This window comes from Streptomyces tardus, from assembly GCF_018101125.2.
GTDB classification, from domain to species: domain Bacteria; phylum Actinomycetota; class Actinomycetes; order Streptomycetales; family Streptomycetaceae; genus Streptomyces; species Streptomyces tardus.
This window is the reverse complement of sequence record NZ_JAELVF020000002.1, coordinates 162,389-177,240: the sequence shown is the minus strand read 5'-3', so window position 1 is coordinate 177,240 and position 14,852 is coordinate 162,389. Positions and strand designations below refer to the sequence as shown.

Below are 14,852 nucleotides of genomic sequence, written 5' to 3'. Positions count from 1 at the left end.
GGACCGACCGCGACCGCGCCGCCGCGCTCCCCGCCCCGGGAGCGCGGCGGCGCGGTGCGTCGTCCGGCTCGGGGCAGGCGGACGGGGCACGGCGCCCCGCCCGCGCCACGGCGCCCCGCCCGCGCGGCAGCGGTGGCGTGCACGCCGGTGCCGGACACCGCCGACGTACGCTCTGTGTTGTGAAAATCGCGCTCATCGATTCCGGAGTCGGGCTGCTGGCCGCCGCTGCCGCCGTACGCAGGCTGCGGCCCGACGCCCATCTCGTGCTCTCGAGCGACCCAGACGGGGCGCCCTGGGGCCCCAGGACCGAGGCCGAGATCCGTGAGCGGGCGCTGCTGTGCGCACGAGCCGCCGCGGCGCACGGACCGGACGCCCTGATCGTCGCGTGCAACACCGCCTCGGTGCACGCGCTGCCGGCCCTGCGCGCGCAGTTGGAGCCCGACATTCCGGTCGTCGGTACGGTGCCCGCGGTCAAGCCCGCCGCGGCCGGCGGCGGCCGGGTCGCGGTGTGGGCCACGCCGGCCACCACCGGCAGCGCGTATCAGCGCAGGCTGATCGAGGAGTTCGGCGGCGGCGCGGACCTCACCGCCGTTCCCTGCCACGGCCTCGCCGAGGCGGTGGAGCGCGGCGACGAGACCGCGATCGACGAGGCCGTCTCGGCCGCCGCGGACCTCACCCCCGAAGGTGTGAACGCGGTCGTACTGGGCTGCACCCACTACGAGTTGGTCGGCGAGCGGATCCGCGAGGCCGTACGGCTCGACGGCCACCGCGCGCCCGACACCCACGGCTCGGCACGGGCGGTCGCCGCGCAGGCGCTGCGGCGTGCGGGCGCGCTGCCCAAGTCGCCTGCGCACCCGGTCGGCACGGTGACCGTGCTGCACAGCGGCCGTCCGGCAGGACTGGGCGCGACCGTGCAGGTCTACGCCGAGGGCCGGTTGCTCGCCGCCCCGAGCCCCGTGGTGTGACTGCCGCCGCGCACGCGCCCGCAGGCCCCCCGTACGGGCGCGCCGCACCGTCTGTGGAGGCCGGCCGAGGGCTCCCGGCGGCGACGTAGGGTCGGGGCATGGCCACTCCCGACTTCATCCGCGAGCTGCGTGCCGACATCGGTACGCAGCTGCTCTTCCTGCCCGGTGTCACGGCGATCGTCTTCGACGACGAGGGCCGCGTACTGCTCGGCCGCCGTTCGGACACTGGTCGCTGGGCGGTGATCGGTGGTATCCCCGACCCCGGCGAGCAGCCCGCGGAGACCGCGGTGCGCGAGGTGTACGAGGAGACCGCGGTGCACTGCGTGCCCGAGCGGATCGTCCTGGTGGAGACGCGGGATCCGGTCACCTACGACAACGGCGACGTCTGCCAGTTCATGGACGTCACCCTGCGCTGCCGTGCGGTCGGCGGCGAGGCCCGGGTGAACGACGACGAGTCGCTGGAAGTGGGCTGGTTCGCGCGGGACGCGTTGCCGCCGCTGGAGGAGTTCGGGCTGACCCGCATCAAGCTGGCCGTCGACGACGACCCGACCTGGTTCGCCCCGGCCGCACCGCAGGACGTCTAGGGTCCGACGTTCGGACCGTGTGCCCCGGTGGGGCTCGTCGGGGCGCAGCCGCTCGGGTTGCACCTTCCGCAGCGGCATGTGTTCCGGTGGGAGCCGGCTCCCACCCTGCCCAGGAGGGCCCCTGCTCATGTCTTCGCCCCTCATCAACTCGCCGCGCCGGGTCAAGATCGGTGACGCGGCGGCCTTCGTCGCACCACCGCCCGGGCGATCCGTCACTACCACGGGATCGGCCTGCTCCCGGAGCCGGAGCGCGGCGGCGACGGCCGCCGCCGCTACGGCTACGAGGACATGATCCGGCTGCTGTGGATCCGCAGGATGGCCGACGCCGGAATCGCCCTGGACGACATCCGTGGCGCCTTCGCCGACACTGATCCCGCCGATCCCGCCGATCCCGCCGATCCCGCCGCACCCGCCGATCCTGCCGGCGAGGACGGCCTCGCGAGCATCCTGGAACGACTGGAGGAGGCCCTGCTCGCCCAGGAAGCAGAACTCCGGCGCCAACGTACGGCTGTGCAGCGCATGCGTACCGAGGGCAGCCGGACGGGTCTGCTCTCCGACTTCGTCACCGGCCGCCTCACGGGCCTGCCCGAGGGCTCTCTGGGTCAGACGGACCTGGACAGCCTGCTGGTCACCGAGCGGATCTTCGGTCCGCTCGGTGCCGCCGTCCAGGCCACCCGTTTCATCGCCCTGGCCACGCACCCGGAACTGCGGGAGGGATCCGACCGCATCGACGCCGCCGAGGAGTCACTGGACGACACGGTCGCCGTCGACGACCCCCTGGTGGCCCGGGTGGCTGCCGAACGACACGCCTTCGAGGCGGCGTTGCACGCCGTCATCGAGGAGTCCGGCCTGGCGGCGAGCGACGAGGCGCTCTTCGACGACTGGGAGGCCCTGCACCCCGACGAGGGCGCCTCGGACTCCGACAGCAAGCAGAGAACCATGAGCGCGTTCGAGGCGACGGGCAAGATGCCCTACGACTTCTCCCCGGCCCGTCTGCGCTGCATGGAACTGGCCGTCGTCGACGGATGTGCCGACGTCGACGGCCGGCTGGGCCGACTCAGAGTTTGCGGTACGCGTACGCCTCCTCGGCCGCGGCCCGCACCGCATCGACGTCGCCCCCGGCCGAGGCGGTGACCAGTGCGGACACGGCCCCCTCCAGGAAGGGCGCGTCCGCGATGACCGTGTCCGGCGGCAGTTCGTCCTCGTCGGCCAGCAGACTGCGCACCGTCAGCACGGCGCTGCCCAGGTCGACCAGAACAACGACGCCCGCACCCCGGTCGACCTCGCCCGCAGCCGCCACCACCCGCTCCGCGCTGGTGCCCACCCCGCCGTCGGGGGTGCCGCCCGCAGCGGCCAGTGGCGCGTGGCCGCCGCCCGGTGTGAGGTCCTGTGCCAGCCGGGCAACCGACTCGGCCACCTGTGCGCTGTGCGAGACCAGCACCAGCCCGACCTGCCCGCGCTCACTCATCGCCCGCCACCTCCGCCAGCGCGCCGAGCAGCAGGGCGGCCGAGGTCGCGCCGGGGTCCTGGTGGCCGACGCTGCGCTCGCCCAGATAGCTCGCTCTGCCCTTGCGGGCGCGCAGCGGCACCGTGCCCTCGGCGCCGTGCAGCGCGGCCTGCGAAGCTGCCGCGAACCCGCTCTCCAGCGCGTCGACCGCGGGTTGCAGGGCGTCCACCATCGTCTTGTCGCCCACGGCCGCCCCGCCGAGCTTCACCACGCCCTCCACGCCGGCGCGCAGACCCTCGCTCAGCACCGCGGGATCGACCTCGGCCTCGTCGCCCAGCGTCTTGCCCACCCGCCGCAGCAGGGTCCCGTACAGCGGCCCCGAAGCACCGCCGACCTTGGAGATCAGCGTGCGGCCCGCGAGCGTCAACACCGATCCGGGGCCGGTGAGTTGGCCCTCGTCCTGGGCGGTGTCGAGAGCCGAGGTCACCGCCTGGAAGCCTCTGCGCATATTGCCGCCGTGGTCGGCGTCGCCGATCGCCGAGTCGAGCTCGGTGAGGCGCTGCTCGTTCTCCGTCATCGCGCGGGCCGCCGCCGCCATCCAGTGCCGGGCCCGATTCGAGTCCCACTTCGCCTCTGTGTTCCGGTCGCTCACGCCGCTCCGCCTCTCTGTCGGCAGTCCGAGATCCGCTCCGCCCGTCCGCTCAGATGCCCCAGCGCAGGCCGGGCGTCCGCACGGGTGCGTCCCACAGCTTCAGCGTCTCCTCGTCGGCCTGGCACAGAGTGAGCGAACAGCCGGCCATGTCGAGCGAGGTGACGTAGTTGCCGACCAGCGTGCGGGCCACCACCACACCGCGCTCGGACAGCGCCCGCTGGACCTCGGCGTTGAAACCGTAGAGCTCCAGCAGCGGTGTGGCGCCCATGCCGTTGACGAGCGCGAGCACCGGGGCAGTGGGCATCCGGTCGGCGAGCAGCGCCTCGACGGTGGCGTCGGCAATCTCGCCCGAGGTCATCATGCCGCGCCGTTCCCGCCCCGGCTCGCCGTGGATACCGACACCCAACTCCAGCTCGCCGGCGGGTAGTTCGAAGGTGGGGCTGCCCTTCGCCGGAGTCGTGCACGGGCTCAGTGCGACGCCGAAGCTGCGGCAGGACTCCGACACCTGCCGGGCGACCGCGGCCACCCGGTCCAGCGGAGCACCCTCCTGCGCGGCGGCGCCGGCGATCTTCTCCACGAAGAGCGTGCCTCCGGTGCCCCGGCGGCCCGCGGTGAAGGTGCTGTCGGTGACTGCCACGTCGTCCTCCACCAGGACCCTGGCGATCTGTACGCCCTCGTCCTCGGCGAGTTCGGCGGCCATGTCGAAGTTGAGCACGTCGCCGGTGTAGTTCTTCACCACGAACAGCACGCCCGCGCCGCTGTCCACCGCCGCCGCGGCCCTGGTCATCTGGTCCGGCACCGGCGAGGTGAACACCTCTCCGGGGCAGGCGGCGTCCAACATGCCGAGTCCGACGAAGCCGCCGTGCAGCGGCTCGTGACCGCTGCCGCCGCCGGAGACCAGCGCCACCTTGCCCGCGACCGGGGCGTCCGCGCGCGTGATCACCCGGTTCTCCACATCGACAGTGAGGTCCGGATGGGCCGCAGCCATCCCGCGCAGCGCATCGGCCACCACCGTCTCGGGCACGTTGATCAACTGCTTCATGGGACCTCCTGGCGCGAGTGGCGGATCGCCGCAGCGGCGGCGTCCGTGCCTGGTGCCGACCGTGCCAGTATCGCGGCAATCGTCCACTCCGGCAGGGGTACGGCGACACAGCTTCGTACGTGCCCGGGGAACGGGAGGCTCGCGGCCTCCGTACCGGGTGCACGGGGCCGTTCTGCCAGGTCCGGGACCGCGGAGGACGCGGGCCGCACGGGCGCGGCCGGTGTGCGCAGCACGGGTCGCCGTACGGGGCCCGCCATATCCAGGCCGAGCGGTGACGGACATACTGTTCGGGCGCAAGGGGAGCTGAGGCACACGACGGGGGCAGAGAGATGGAGGGGACCACGCTGATCCAGGGCAGGTACCGGCTGCTGGAGCGGATCGGTCGTGGCGGCATGGGCGAGGTGTGGCGCGCCCGTGACGAGTCGTTGGGACGGCGGGTGGCCGTCAAGTGCCTGCGGGCGGGCCGCAGTCGGGGCGGCGGCCTCGACGACGAGCTGCACCAGCGCTTCCGCCGGGAGGCGCGGGTGGCCGCATCCCTCCAGCACCGCGGAGTGACCGTCGTCCACGATTTCGGCGACTCCGAGGGCACGCCGTTCCTGGTGATGGAGCTGCTGGAAGGGCTGAACCTCAGTCAGCTGCTCAAGGAGAACGACGGCGATCCGCTGCCCGTGGCCGACATCTGGGACATCGCGCAGCAGATCTGTGAGGCGCTCGCGTACACCCACGGCCAGGACATCGTCCACCGGGACCTGAAGCCGGCCAACGTGATGCGGCTGACCGACGGCACCGTGAAGATCTGCGACTTCGGCATCGCCCACCTGAACCAGGAACCGGGCTTCACCGCACGGACGCCGAACGCCGGCGCCGCGATGGGAACCCCGCCGTACATGTCGCCCGAGCAGATCAGCGGCCGAACGGTGGACGAGCGCAGCGACCTGTACTCGATGGGCTGCGTCCTCTACGAACTCGCCACCGGTGCACCGCCGTTCGACCTGGAGGACACCTGGTCCATCCTGATCGGCCACACCGAGACCGAGCCGACTCCGCTGCGCGTGGTGCGCCCGGGGCTGCCGGAGGAGCTGGACCGGATGGTGCTGGCGCTGCTCGCCAAGGAGCCGCACGACCGCCCGCAGGGGGCTTCCGAGGTCAGTGACTGGATACAGCGGGCCAGGCTCGACACCGGCCCGCTGGTGCCCTCCCCGCGCGGGGGGCCGCAGGAGCTGCTGCCGGGCTGGGCACTGGGCATCCGGGCCGGCCTGGCCCCCGGCCGCCTGCCGCGCGGACGCACCCCGGAGCCGTCGCCGCTCAGCGCGCGCTGGACGCTGCCCCGCCCCGGCCTCGAACCCCACGCGGCCGTGCTCGGCGCCCTGCCGACGCCCGCGACCGTCGAGGAACGACACGCACTGGGGCTGAGCCTGGGCCACAACGGCCGGTGGGCCGAAGCGGGCGAGCTGCACCAGCAGGTCGCCGCCGAGCGGGCCGCGGCCCTCGGCCCCGACCACCCCGAGACCCTCTCCAGCCGCTACGAGCTCGGTTTCGCCCTCTCCCGACAGGGCCGGCACGCTGCGGCGCTCACCGAGTTCGAGCAGGTGGCCGCCGCCCGGGAGCGTCACTTCGGGGCCACCCACGCCGAAGTGCTGGACGCGCTCCAGGAGTCGGCCTACGTCCTCGACGGCCTGGGCCGTCACGAGGAGGCGCACCGCACGTACACGGCAGTGCTCGCGGCGCGCGAGGCGAGCGCGGGCCCGGACGATCCGGAGACCCTGCGCTGCCGCCACAACCTCGCCTTCAACCTCAGCGGGCTCGGCCGGCTGGAGGAGTCCTGCCGGCTCTCCCACGAGGTCGCCGCGGTCCGCGCCAGGGTGCTGGGCGAGAACCACCCGGACACCCTCTCCACCCGGTACGAGGCCGCGTACGCGCTGGGGCGGCTCGGCCGCTGGGAGGAGGCGCTGGCGATGTACGGTCTGGTCGCCGACGCCCGTGCCCGCGCCCTGGGCCCCGACCACCCCGACACCCTCGCCGCCCGCTACGAGACCGGGATCAGCCTCGGCCGGCTCGGCCGCAGCGAGGAAGCCCTCGCGCTCTACCGGGAGTTGGCCGCCGCCCGCAGCCGTGCGCAGGGCGTCGGGCACCCCGAGACGCTGCGCGCCCGGCACGGGATCGGCGTCAACCTGGGGCGGCTGGGCCAGTGGGAGGAGGCGCTGGTGGAGGCCCGCGCGGTCACCGCGCTGCGGGCCGGCACCATGGGGCCCTCCGACCCCGACACTCTGGTGAGTCTGCGGGAAGTGGCCGTCGCCCTGGGCTGGTTGAGCCGCTGGGAGGAAGCGCTGACGATCTACCGGCAGGTGGCCGCCGCCCGCGACCGGGTGCTCGGGGCGACCCATCCGGACGCGCTCACCAGCGGAAACGACGAGGCGCACTGTCTGGAGCAGCTGGGCCGGCACACCGAGGCCACCGCCGTCTACCACCGGGTGGCGCAGATACGCCGCAGCGCCCGGACCTGACCGGGCCCCGCCGGGCGTCGGCGGCCCCCGCCCGTCGCGTCCCGTCCCGAGTCAGTCCCCGTCCCCCGGCCGGCCACGCCCCGCGCGGCGGTGAAGGGGCGGGGCGAGCGTGTACGCACTGCTGCCGCGGTGGCCGCACCCGTGCTAACCAGGTGCCATGAGTGCATCCTCCGCGCCGTCCGCGGCCCGCCCGAACGCCGTGTACGACGCCGTCATCGTCGGCGGCGGCCACAACGGGCTGGTCTCCGCCGCCTATCTCGCCCGCGCCGGTCTGAGCGTCCTGCTGCTGGAGCGGCTGGACCACACCGGTGGCGCCGCCGTCTCCGACCGGGCCTTCGAGGGGGTGGACGCCCGCCTCTCGCGCTACTCGTACCTGGTCAGCCTGCTGCCCGGAAGCATCGTGCGAGACCTCGGGCTGGACTTTTCGGTGCGCGGACGCTCGGTGGCCTCGTACACGCCGGTGCGACGCGACGGCCGCGACCAGGGGCTGCTGGTAACCGACGATGCGGCCCACAACCGCCGGGCGTTCGCCGAACTCACCGGATCGGACCGGGAGTTCGAGTCCTGGCAGCGCTTCTACGGCAGAGCCGCGCAGGTCGCGCGACGGGTGTTCCCCACCCTGACCGAGCCGCTCCCCAACCGCAGCGAACTGCGCCGCAGACTGGATGACGACCGCACCTGGGAGGAGTTCTTCGAGCGCCCGATCGGCGAGAGCATCGAGCGCCACTTCGCGGACGACCTGGTGCGCGGCGTCGTGCTGACCGACGCGCTGATCGGTACGTTCAGCCACGCCCACGACCCCTCCCTGCGCCAGAACCGCTGCTTCCTCTACCACGTGATCGGCGGCGGCACCGGTGACTGGAACGTGCCGGTGGGCGGCATGGGGGCACTGACCGACGCCCTCGCCGCCTCGGCCCGGGCGGCCGGCGCCGAACTGGCCACCGGGCACGAGGTGACCGCGGTCGCCACCGACGGCAGGGAGGCGGAGGTCACCTTCCGCACCCGGGAGGGCGAGGGCCGGGTGGCAGCGCGCTACGTACTCTCCGGCGCGGCCCCCGCACAACTGGACTCGCTGCTCGGCGCGGGCGGTCCGGCCGGTCTGCCCGTCGGCGCCCCCCTGGCCGGGCCCGACGCCGACGAGGGCGTGGAGGGGGCGCAGTTGAAGGTGAACATGCTGCTGCGCCGCCTGCCCCGACTGCGCGACCGGCGGGTCGACCCGCGGCAGGCGTTCGCCGGGACCTTCCACATCGCGGAGGGCTACGAGGCGCTGGAGCACGCCTACCGGCAGGCGGCCTCCGGCGTCCTGCCCTCGGCGCCGCCCTCGGAGATCTACTGCCACTCCCTGACCGACCCCTCGATCCTCGGCCCCGAACCGGCCCGCGAGGGCTACCAGACGCTCACCCTGTTCGGACTGCACGCCCCGGCCCGCCTCTTCCGCGGCACCGACGAGGCGGCGGTGCGCGAGGAGTTGTGCGAAGCGACCCTGGCGCAGCTCCAGGAGCACCTCGACGAGCCGCTGTCCGACTGCCTCGCGACGGACGCCGCGGGCCGGCCGTGCCTGGAGGTCAAGACGCCCCTGGACCTCGAACGCGATCTGCGGATGCCCGGCGGGCACATCTTCCACCGGGACCTCGCCTTCCCGTACGCACCCGACCCCGGTACGACGCAGCCCGGCGGCCCCGCGACGCAGCCCGGCGACCCGGCCGCCCCGCAGGCGCGCTGGGGGGTGGCCACCGGGAGCGCGAACGTACTGCTGTGCGGCGCGGGCGCGGTGCGCGGAGGCGGTGTGAGCGGCATCCCCGGACACAACGCGGCCCGGGCGCTGCTGGAGTTGGAGGCCCGCTCCGCGCGCTGACCCCGCGCGCCGTACTCCCGCTCGGCCCCGCTCGGAGCGACGGGCGTCGCCGGGCGAGGCCTGGCCCAACCCGGTGGCGCTGCGCGAGGATCGGGCCATGGACTTCCTCACCGCAGCAGACGGAACCCGCCTCGCCCACCACCGCCGCGGGGACGGGCCACCGCTGCTGTGCGTACCGGGCGGGCCGCTGCGCGACTCCGCCTACCTCGGCGGGCTGGGCGGCCTCGACGCGTACCGCGAACTGCGTCTGCTCGATCTGCGCGGCACCGGCGGCTCGGACCGTCCGCTCGACCCGCAGAGCTACCGGTGCGACCGGCAGGTCGACGACGTCGAATCGCTGCGTCGGGCGTCGGGCCTCGAACGGGTCGATCTGCTGGCGCACTCGGCGGGAGCGGAGATCGCGGTGCAGTACGTGTTGCGCCGTCCTGACCGGGTGGCGCGGCTGGTCCTCCTCACGCCGAGCGCCGCCTCGCTCGGCTTCGCCGACGACTTCCCCGCGCGGCGGCGGGCGTACAAGCGGCGCAGCGGACCGCAGTGGTACCCCTCGGCACACGCCGCGCTCGAGCGGATCGCAGCCGGGGAGGCCGAGGGCGAGGACTGGGCGGCGGTACGACCCTTCACCTACGGCCGCTGGGACTCCGCCGCCCGGGAGCACGCCGCGCGCAGTGCGCAGGAGCGCAACCAGGAGGGCGCCTCGCACTACTACGCCCCCGAGGCGTTCGACCCGCCGGCCGCCCGGGCCGCGCTGCGCGACTTCACCGGCCAAGTGCTGGTGGTGGCAGGCGAGTTGGACGGCGGGCCGACCCCCGAACGTGCCGCCGAGATCGCCTCCGCCTTCCCCCGCGGACGTGCCGTGGTGCTGCCCGGCGCCGCACACTTTCCCTGGCTCGACGACGCCGAGCGCTTCACGGCCGCGGTGAACGGCTTCCTCCGGCTGCGCTGAGGCGCCGGACCACACCACCCCGCACCGCGACCTGAGCTCGACCCGCACCACGCCCCGCGCCACAGTCCGCACCCGCCCCGGGCCACGGCCTGCGGCCGTGATCGCCGGCCCGCCCTCGTCGGCAGCCGCCGGCCGTGCGGCTGCGCGGCCGTGCGGCCCGTGCGTCCGGTCGAAGGAGCCGGGCGGGGCGCGCCACCGGGAGAGGAGGCGCCGGGTGGCCCTCATCGCAGGTGTGCGCGAGGCTGGTTGACGACGCAACCACCGTCCGGGCCGCTACCGCACCCGCATCGCGGCCGTGCCTACCGCCCGGACCGGCCGAGGAGGTGTCATGCCCGAGCCCCGGGGCGAGGAACTGGAAGCGATCCGGTCCAGGCGGGAGGAGGTGCGGGAGCGCTATCTGCGCCCGCGCGCCGAACGTCCGGCGAGCACGGCACGCGGTGTGCACCATGTCGCCTTCATCTGCGCGGACGTCGCCGAGACCGTCCGCTTCCACCAGGAGCTGCTCGGCTTCCCGCTGGTGGAGATGGTCGAGAACCGCGACTACCGCGGCTCCACCCACTTCTTCTTCGACATCGGACACGGCAACCTGCTCGGCTTCTTCGACTTCCCCGGCCATCCGCACCCGCCGGCGGCCGAGCACCTGGGCGGCGTGCAGCATCTGGCGATCTCCATGGGCAGCGCCCAACACACCGCCGCGAGGCGGGCGTTGGACGAGGCGGGCGTCGAGTACGCAGGCCCGGACCGCGGTGTCGAGGAGAGCCTGTACCTGAAGGACCCCAACGGTGTTCCGCTGGAGCTCTACCGCGAGCGACTCGGCGACTTCGACGGAACGCCCCTGGTCGACCCCGGCATCCCCGCCACGGACGACTGACCGCCCCCGCCGCGCGGCGACCCGCCACCCGCCGTGCGGCCCGTGCGGCCCGTGCGCGTGCCCGTCCGCGCAGCCGGGGGCGGGCACGCACGCCGTCGGAGCCGCCTCGCGGCCGTCCCCGCCCGCCGCCCGTACGCTGGCGATCATGACTGGCGAGCGCGACCTCAAGAAGCTCCTGACCGGACTGCGACCGGAACTGCGGGAGGGTCCGTACGTCTTCAGCAGCATCGAGGGTGCTGCTGCCCCGGACTCGGTGCACCCGGTCGTCACCGTCGCCGAGCAGGAGGGCCTGACCGTGGTGGTGCCCCGCGCGGAGGCGGACGCCGCCGGACTGCGCTACCACTCGGTCTTCGGCTGGATCACGCTGCGCGTGCACTCCTCCCTGGAGGCCGTCGGCCTCACGGCGGCCGTCTCCGCCGCGCTCGCCCGTGCGGGACTGGGGTGCAACGTCGTCGCCGGCTTCCACCACGACCATCTGTTCGTCCCCTACGAGCAGGCCTCCGTCGCGGTGGCGGTGCTGGAGGACCTGGCGGCCCGGGAAGCCTGAGCGGTTGCGTACCATGGCGGCATGTCCTTCCTCCGCCGCCGCAGTGCCACACCCGCAGGGCCGGACTTCGACGTCCTCGCGATGGACCCGGGTGACTGGCCGGGAAATCTAGGCGCCGGCCTCCTGCCCGCCGCCGACGGAAGCTGCCAGGGCGTATTCCTCAGGTACGACCTCTTCGGCGGTCACGGCCCCGCCATGATCATCGGCAATCTCCCCGAGGGCAGCCCCGCGCGCGAGACCGCCGATGACGAGGTGCCCTTCGAGGTCGCGCAGTTGCTGCTGGCGCTGGAGATGGACGAGCCGGTCACTGTGACCGGGCGCGAGGACACTCCGGTCATGCACGAGGACAACCTGCTGATCGTGCGGCGGATCACCTGCTCGGAGCGCCGGATCTCCTGCGTGCAGTTCGACCGCAGCGACAACGTGCTGGTGACGATCGCCAGTTGGGACCGTCCGATCACCGACGACCTCTACCAGCTGCTCAAGCCGCTGCCCCCGAAGCTCTTCCAGCAGTGAGCGCGGGTGCGCGCACGGCGCCCCGCGCGCCGTGCGTACGCACCTCCGCGGGCGGTCGGTGAGTCAGCGCGTACCGACGGCGGCGCGCACCGCCCGTCGGGCCAGTCCGCAGTCCTCGTGCAGCTGGCGCAGCAGCAGCCGCTGCTCCTCGCCGGGCGCCGGGACGGCGTCGCCGGGGGCGGGGGCCTCGTCACGCATGGTGCGCTGCACGGCCGCCTCGCAGGCCCGTACCTCCTTGGTCAGCACCAGCATCAGATTGACCAGGAAGGCGTCCCGACCGACGGGACCGCCGCGCTGCGCGAGCTGGCTGATCTGGCGCCGCGCCGCCAGGGAGTCCCCGAGCGCGCACCACAGGGTGGCCAGGTCGTAGCCGGGCAGGTACCAGCCGGCGTGCTCCCAGTCCACCAGCACGGGGCCGTTGGGCGCCAGCAGCACGTTGTCCGGGCGGGCGTCGCCGTGGCAGAACTGGCGCAGCGAGGTGCTGCGTGCACCCGAACTCACCACCGAGCGCAGCAACTTGTGCAGATCGTCCAGATCGCGGTCGGTGAGGAGGCCGATCTCGTGGTACCGGGCCAGCCGCTTGCCGTAGTCGAGCGGGCTGTCGAAGAGGTCGTGCGAGGGCTGCCAGGCGTTGAGGCGGTTGACCGCGCCGAGCACCGCGCGCAGCTGCGAGCGGTCGGGCAGGTCGATCGCCTGGTGGGGAGTGCCGGCCGGTCTGCCCAGCATCCGCTCGACTACCAGCGTGCTGGTCTCGGGGTCGGCGGCGATCAGCCGGGGCACCCGTACCGGAGGGCGGTGCCGTACGAAAGTGCGGTACGTCGCGACCTCGTTGCGGTAGCGCTCCGCCCACGACGGCGACCGGTCGAGTAAACATTTGGCCACGGCCTGACCGCGCCCGATCGTCCCGGCGAGCAGGACGGTGCGTCCGCTGCGGCGCAGCAGTTCGGTCGGCTGGAAGTCCGGGCACACGCGGTGCACGGACGCCACCGCGGCACGCAGGGCGACGCCCTGCGGACCGGACAGGTCCAGCCGTGCCCGGCCCGTGCGCGGGCCCGGGGGAGCGGGCACCGTACGCACCCGGGGGCGGGGGGCGACCATGGCGCTCGCGGAGGTCTGCGAGGGCCGGCTCCGAGGAGGAGCGGCCACGGGTGACGTTGCGTGATACATAGTCGAACCAGATCCCTTCGCACGCCGGCAAGTTCACTGCGCACCCCGCCCCGGACATCCGATGCGGCCGGGACCGCACCCTGGGGAGTGCCGACCCGGTCGCCCCGGACACCCGGGGCGGGGTGGCGCGTTTCTACAGCACACCCGAGCGTGGGTGGCAGACCACATGGCGAACCCTGGCGAACGGTGGCGAATGCTCGCAGCCCCGGTCGGACGGCCGTTACTGTCAACTCAGCCGAGAACCTGGGGGCTTGACGTGAACAAGGGGCCCAATGCCCGACTCGCGGACCTGTTCGACCTCACCGGCTGGTCCAAGGGCGAACTCGCCCGACTGGTCAACCGGCAGGCGGCGGCCATGGGCCACGCGCATCTGTCGACGGACACCTCCCGCGTACGGCGCTGGATCGAACGGGGCGAGACCCCGCGCGACCCCGTGCCGCGAGCGCTGGCCGCCCTGTTCACCGAGCGACTCGGCCGTGTCGTGGCCATCGAGGACCTGGGGATGGGCAGATCAGGACCACCGGGCAGGAGGCCGTCCGTCGCCGGACTGCCGTGGAACTCTGACCAGACCGCAGCGGTCCTCACCGAATTCACGGGAATGGACCTCATGCTCAACCGACGCGGCTTGGTGGGCGCGAGTGCCGCGCTCGCCGCCGGCTCAGCACTCAGCAGCTCCCTGTACGAATGGATCCAGACCGACCCCACCACGGCGTCTCCACAGGCGGGCTCCATGGGCCTGACCCAGGTGGACGCTGTCGCCGACCGCTACGAGGCCGCACCCGTGGGCTCGGCCGAGGTCGAGGAGCTCGAACGCTCCGTGGAGGTGTTCCGGGCCTGGGACGCCGCCCGCGGCGGCGGCCTCCAGCGCAAGGCCGTGGTGGGCCAACTCAACGAGGTGGGCGGCATGTTGGCCTACCAGGACCATCCCGCCCATCTGCAGCGAAGGCTGTGGGGGGTGGCGGCCAACCTCGCCGTGCTGGCGGGGTGGATGTCGCACGACGTCGGGTTGGAGCCCACCGCCCAGAAGTACTTCGTGATCGCCGCGCACGCCGCGCGCGAGGGCGGCGACCGGCCGCGCGCCGGCGAGGCTCTCTCCCGCGCGGCACGTCAGATGGTCCATCTGGGCCGTCCCGACGACGCATTGGACCTGATGAAGGTCGCCAGGGCCGGCTCCGAGGAGGAGACGCTGCCGCGCACCCGCGCCATGCTCCACACGATCGAGGCGTGGGCGCAGGCCTCGAAGGGGCAGGGGCAGGCGGTGCGGCGCACGCTCGGCGAGGCGGAGGAGCTGTTCGTCTCCGACCGGGGCGACGGTCCGCCGCCGAGCTGGATGCAGATGTTCGACGAGGCGGATCTGCACGGGATGCAGGCGCTGGCCTTCCGCACGCTCGCCGACACCGACGCCTCGGCCGCACTCGTCGCGGAGCACCACGCCAAGCGGGCCCTGGAGCTGCGCGAGGACGGACGGCAGCGCTCGAAGCTCTTCGACCATCTCTCCCTCGCCTCGGCCTGCTTCATCGCCGACGATCCCGAACAGGCCGACCTGTACGCGCGGTTGGCGCTGGAGGCGATCTGGGAGAACTCCTCGCACCGCACCTGGCACCGGTTGCGCGAGATGTACCGGCTGACCGGCAGGTATGCGGGCGACGCGAAGATCGAGGTGCTCCGGGAGGAGATCCAACTCGCGCTGCCCAAGGCCCCGAAGGCCCCGCCGCCCGGCCGGGTCGCCTCGCCGCGCGGGCTGAAGGTCTGACCGCAC

The 14,852-nt window shown here is 73.6% G+C and carries 13 protein-coding genes and 1 pseudogene; 10 read left to right on the top strand and 4 right to left on the bottom strand.

From position 1 onward, the window contains the following. The first annotated feature begins 179 nt into the window (after window positions 1-179). The 3 genes and pseudogenes from JGS22_RS21680 to JGS22_RS21670 form a co-directional block, all read left to right on the top strand. Window positions 180-965, top strand: coding sequence for a glutamate racemase (locus JGS22_RS21680; RefSeq protein WP_211039624.1), 786 nt, complete (start codon window positions 180-182; stop codon window positions 963-965). A 98-nt stretch (window positions 966-1,063) separates the two neighbouring features. After that, window positions 1,064-1,549, top strand: coding sequence for an NUDIX hydrolase (locus tag JGS22_RS21675; protein ID WP_211039625.1), 486 nt, complete (start codon window positions 1,064-1,066; stop codon window positions 1,547-1,549). A 127-nt stretch (window positions 1,550-1,676) separates the two neighbouring features. Continuing rightward, a pseudogene (locus JGS22_RS21670) lies at window positions 1,677-2,563 on the top strand (helix-turn-helix domain-containing protein); the annotation flags it as partial. A 43-nt stretch (window positions 2,564-2,606) separates the two neighbouring features. Here JGS22_RS21670 and JGS22_RS21665 read toward each other — a convergent pair. The 3 genes from JGS22_RS21665 to dhaK form a co-directional block, all read right to left on the bottom strand. Then, complete coding sequence (locus JGS22_RS21665; protein WP_211039626.1) at window positions 2,607-3,017, bottom strand: PTS-dependent dihydroxyacetone kinase phosphotransferase subunit DhaM; 411 nt, start codon at window positions 3,015-3,017, stop codon at window positions 2,607-2,609. Beyond that, window positions 3,010-3,594, bottom strand: coding sequence for a dihydroxyacetone kinase subunit DhaL (gene dhaL, locus JGS22_RS21660; protein ID WP_211039648.1), 585 nt, complete (start codon window positions 3,592-3,594; stop codon window positions 3,010-3,012). The genes JGS22_RS21665 and dhaL overlap by 8 nt, the downstream gene beginning before the upstream one ends. Before the next feature lie 103 nt (window positions 3,595-3,697). Beyond that, the gene (dhaK, locus tag JGS22_RS21655; protein ID WP_211039627.1) at window positions 3,698-4,690 is read right to left on the bottom strand and encodes a dihydroxyacetone kinase subunit DhaK; all 993 of its coding nucleotides are present in this window, start codon (window positions 4,688-4,690) and stop codon (window positions 3,698-3,700) included. A gap of 329 nt (window positions 4,691-5,019) precedes the next feature. On the opposite strand from dhaK, the gene JGS22_RS21650 reads away from it, so the two are divergent. The 6 genes from JGS22_RS21650 (at window position 5,020) to JGS22_RS21625 (ending at window position 11,926) form a co-directional block, all read left to right on the top strand. Further along, window positions 5,020-7,194, top strand: coding sequence for a serine/threonine-protein kinase (locus JGS22_RS21650; protein ID WP_211039628.1), 2,175 nt, complete (start codon window positions 5,020-5,022; stop codon window positions 7,192-7,194). Between the two features lie 157 nt (window positions 7,195-7,351). Next, window positions 7,352-9,049 carry a phytoene desaturase family protein gene (locus tag JGS22_RS21645; protein ID WP_211039629.1) on the top strand — a complete coding sequence of 566 codons (1,698 nt, stop codon included), beginning with the start codon at window positions 7,352-7,354 and terminating at the stop codon, window positions 9,047-9,049. A gap of 97 nt (window positions 9,050-9,146) precedes the next feature. Beyond that, entirely contained in the window at window positions 9,147-9,992 is an 846-nt protein-coding gene (locus tag JGS22_RS21640) for an alpha/beta fold hydrolase (RefSeq protein ID WP_211039630.1), read from the top strand. A 328-nt stretch (window positions 9,993-10,320) separates the two neighbouring features. After that, entirely contained in the window at window positions 10,321-10,863 is a 543-nt protein-coding gene (locus JGS22_RS21635) for a VOC family protein (RefSeq protein WP_211039631.1), read from the top strand. A gap of 145 nt (window positions 10,864-11,008) precedes the next feature. Further along, window positions 11,009-11,410 carry an ACT domain-containing protein gene (locus JGS22_RS21630; protein WP_211039632.1) on the top strand — a complete coding sequence of 134 codons (402 nt, stop codon included), beginning with the start codon at window positions 11,009-11,011 and terminating at the stop codon, window positions 11,408-11,410. 21 nt (window positions 11,411-11,431) lie between these two features. Next, the gene (locus JGS22_RS21625; RefSeq protein WP_211039633.1) at window positions 11,432-11,926 is read left to right on the top strand and encodes a hypothetical protein; all 495 of its coding nucleotides are present in this window, start codon (window positions 11,432-11,434) and stop codon (window positions 11,924-11,926) included. Window positions 11,927-11,989: 63 nt separating this feature from the next. Here the strand turns inward: JGS22_RS21625 and JGS22_RS21620 are convergent, their stop codons facing one another. Further along, complete coding sequence (locus tag JGS22_RS21620) at window positions 11,990-13,093, bottom strand: aminoglycoside phosphotransferase family protein (RefSeq protein ID WP_211039634.1); 1,104 nt, start codon at window positions 13,091-13,093, stop codon at window positions 11,990-11,992. A gap of 256 nt (window positions 13,094-13,349) precedes the next feature. Between JGS22_RS21620 and JGS22_RS21615 the strand changes: the two genes are divergently transcribed. Further along, window positions 13,350-14,846: a DNA-binding protein NsdB gene (locus tag JGS22_RS21615; RefSeq protein WP_211039635.1), complete on the top strand. Its 1,497-nt coding sequence runs from the start codon at window positions 13,350-13,352 to the stop codon at window positions 14,844-14,846. The last annotated feature ends 6 nt before the right edge of the window (window positions 14,847-14,852 follow it).

Coding starts and splice junctions, on each gene's coding strand:
- JGS22_RS21675 (WP_211039625.1), top strand. CDS start 1,064: ATGGCCACTCCCGACTTCATCCGCGAGCTGCGTGCCGACATCGGTACG.
- JGS22_RS21665 (WP_211039626.1), bottom strand. CDS start 3,017: ATGAGTGAGCGCGGGCAGGTCGGGCTGGTGCTGGTCTCGCACAGCGCA.
- dhaL (WP_211039648.1), bottom strand. CDS start 3,594: ATGGCGGCGGCGGCCCGCGCGATGACGGAGAACGAGCAGCGCCTCACC.
- dhaK (WP_211039627.1), bottom strand. CDS start 4,690: ATGAAGCAGTTGATCAACGTGCCCGAGACGGTGGTGGCCGATGCGCTG.
- JGS22_RS21650 (WP_211039628.1), top strand. CDS start 5,020: ATGGAGGGGACCACGCTGATCCAGGGCAGGTACCGGCTGCTGGAGCGG.
- JGS22_RS21645 (WP_211039629.1), top strand. CDS start 7,352: ATGAGTGCATCCTCCGCGCCGTCCGCGGCCCGCCCGAACGCCGTGTAC.
- JGS22_RS21640 (WP_211039630.1), top strand. CDS start 9,147: ATGGACTTCCTCACCGCAGCAGACGGAACCCGCCTCGCCCACCACCGC.
- JGS22_RS21635 (WP_211039631.1), top strand. CDS start 10,321: ATGCCCGAGCCCCGGGGCGAGGAACTGGAAGCGATCCGGTCCAGGCGG.
- JGS22_RS21630 (WP_211039632.1), top strand. CDS start 11,009: ATGACTGGCGAGCGCGACCTCAAGAAGCTCCTGACCGGACTGCGACCG.
- JGS22_RS21625 (WP_211039633.1), top strand. CDS start 11,432: ATGTCCTTCCTCCGCCGCCGCAGTGCCACACCCGCAGGGCCGGACTTC.
- JGS22_RS21620 (WP_211039634.1), bottom strand. CDS start 13,093: ATGTATCACGCAACGTCACCCGTGGCCGCTCCTCCTCGGAGCCGGCCC.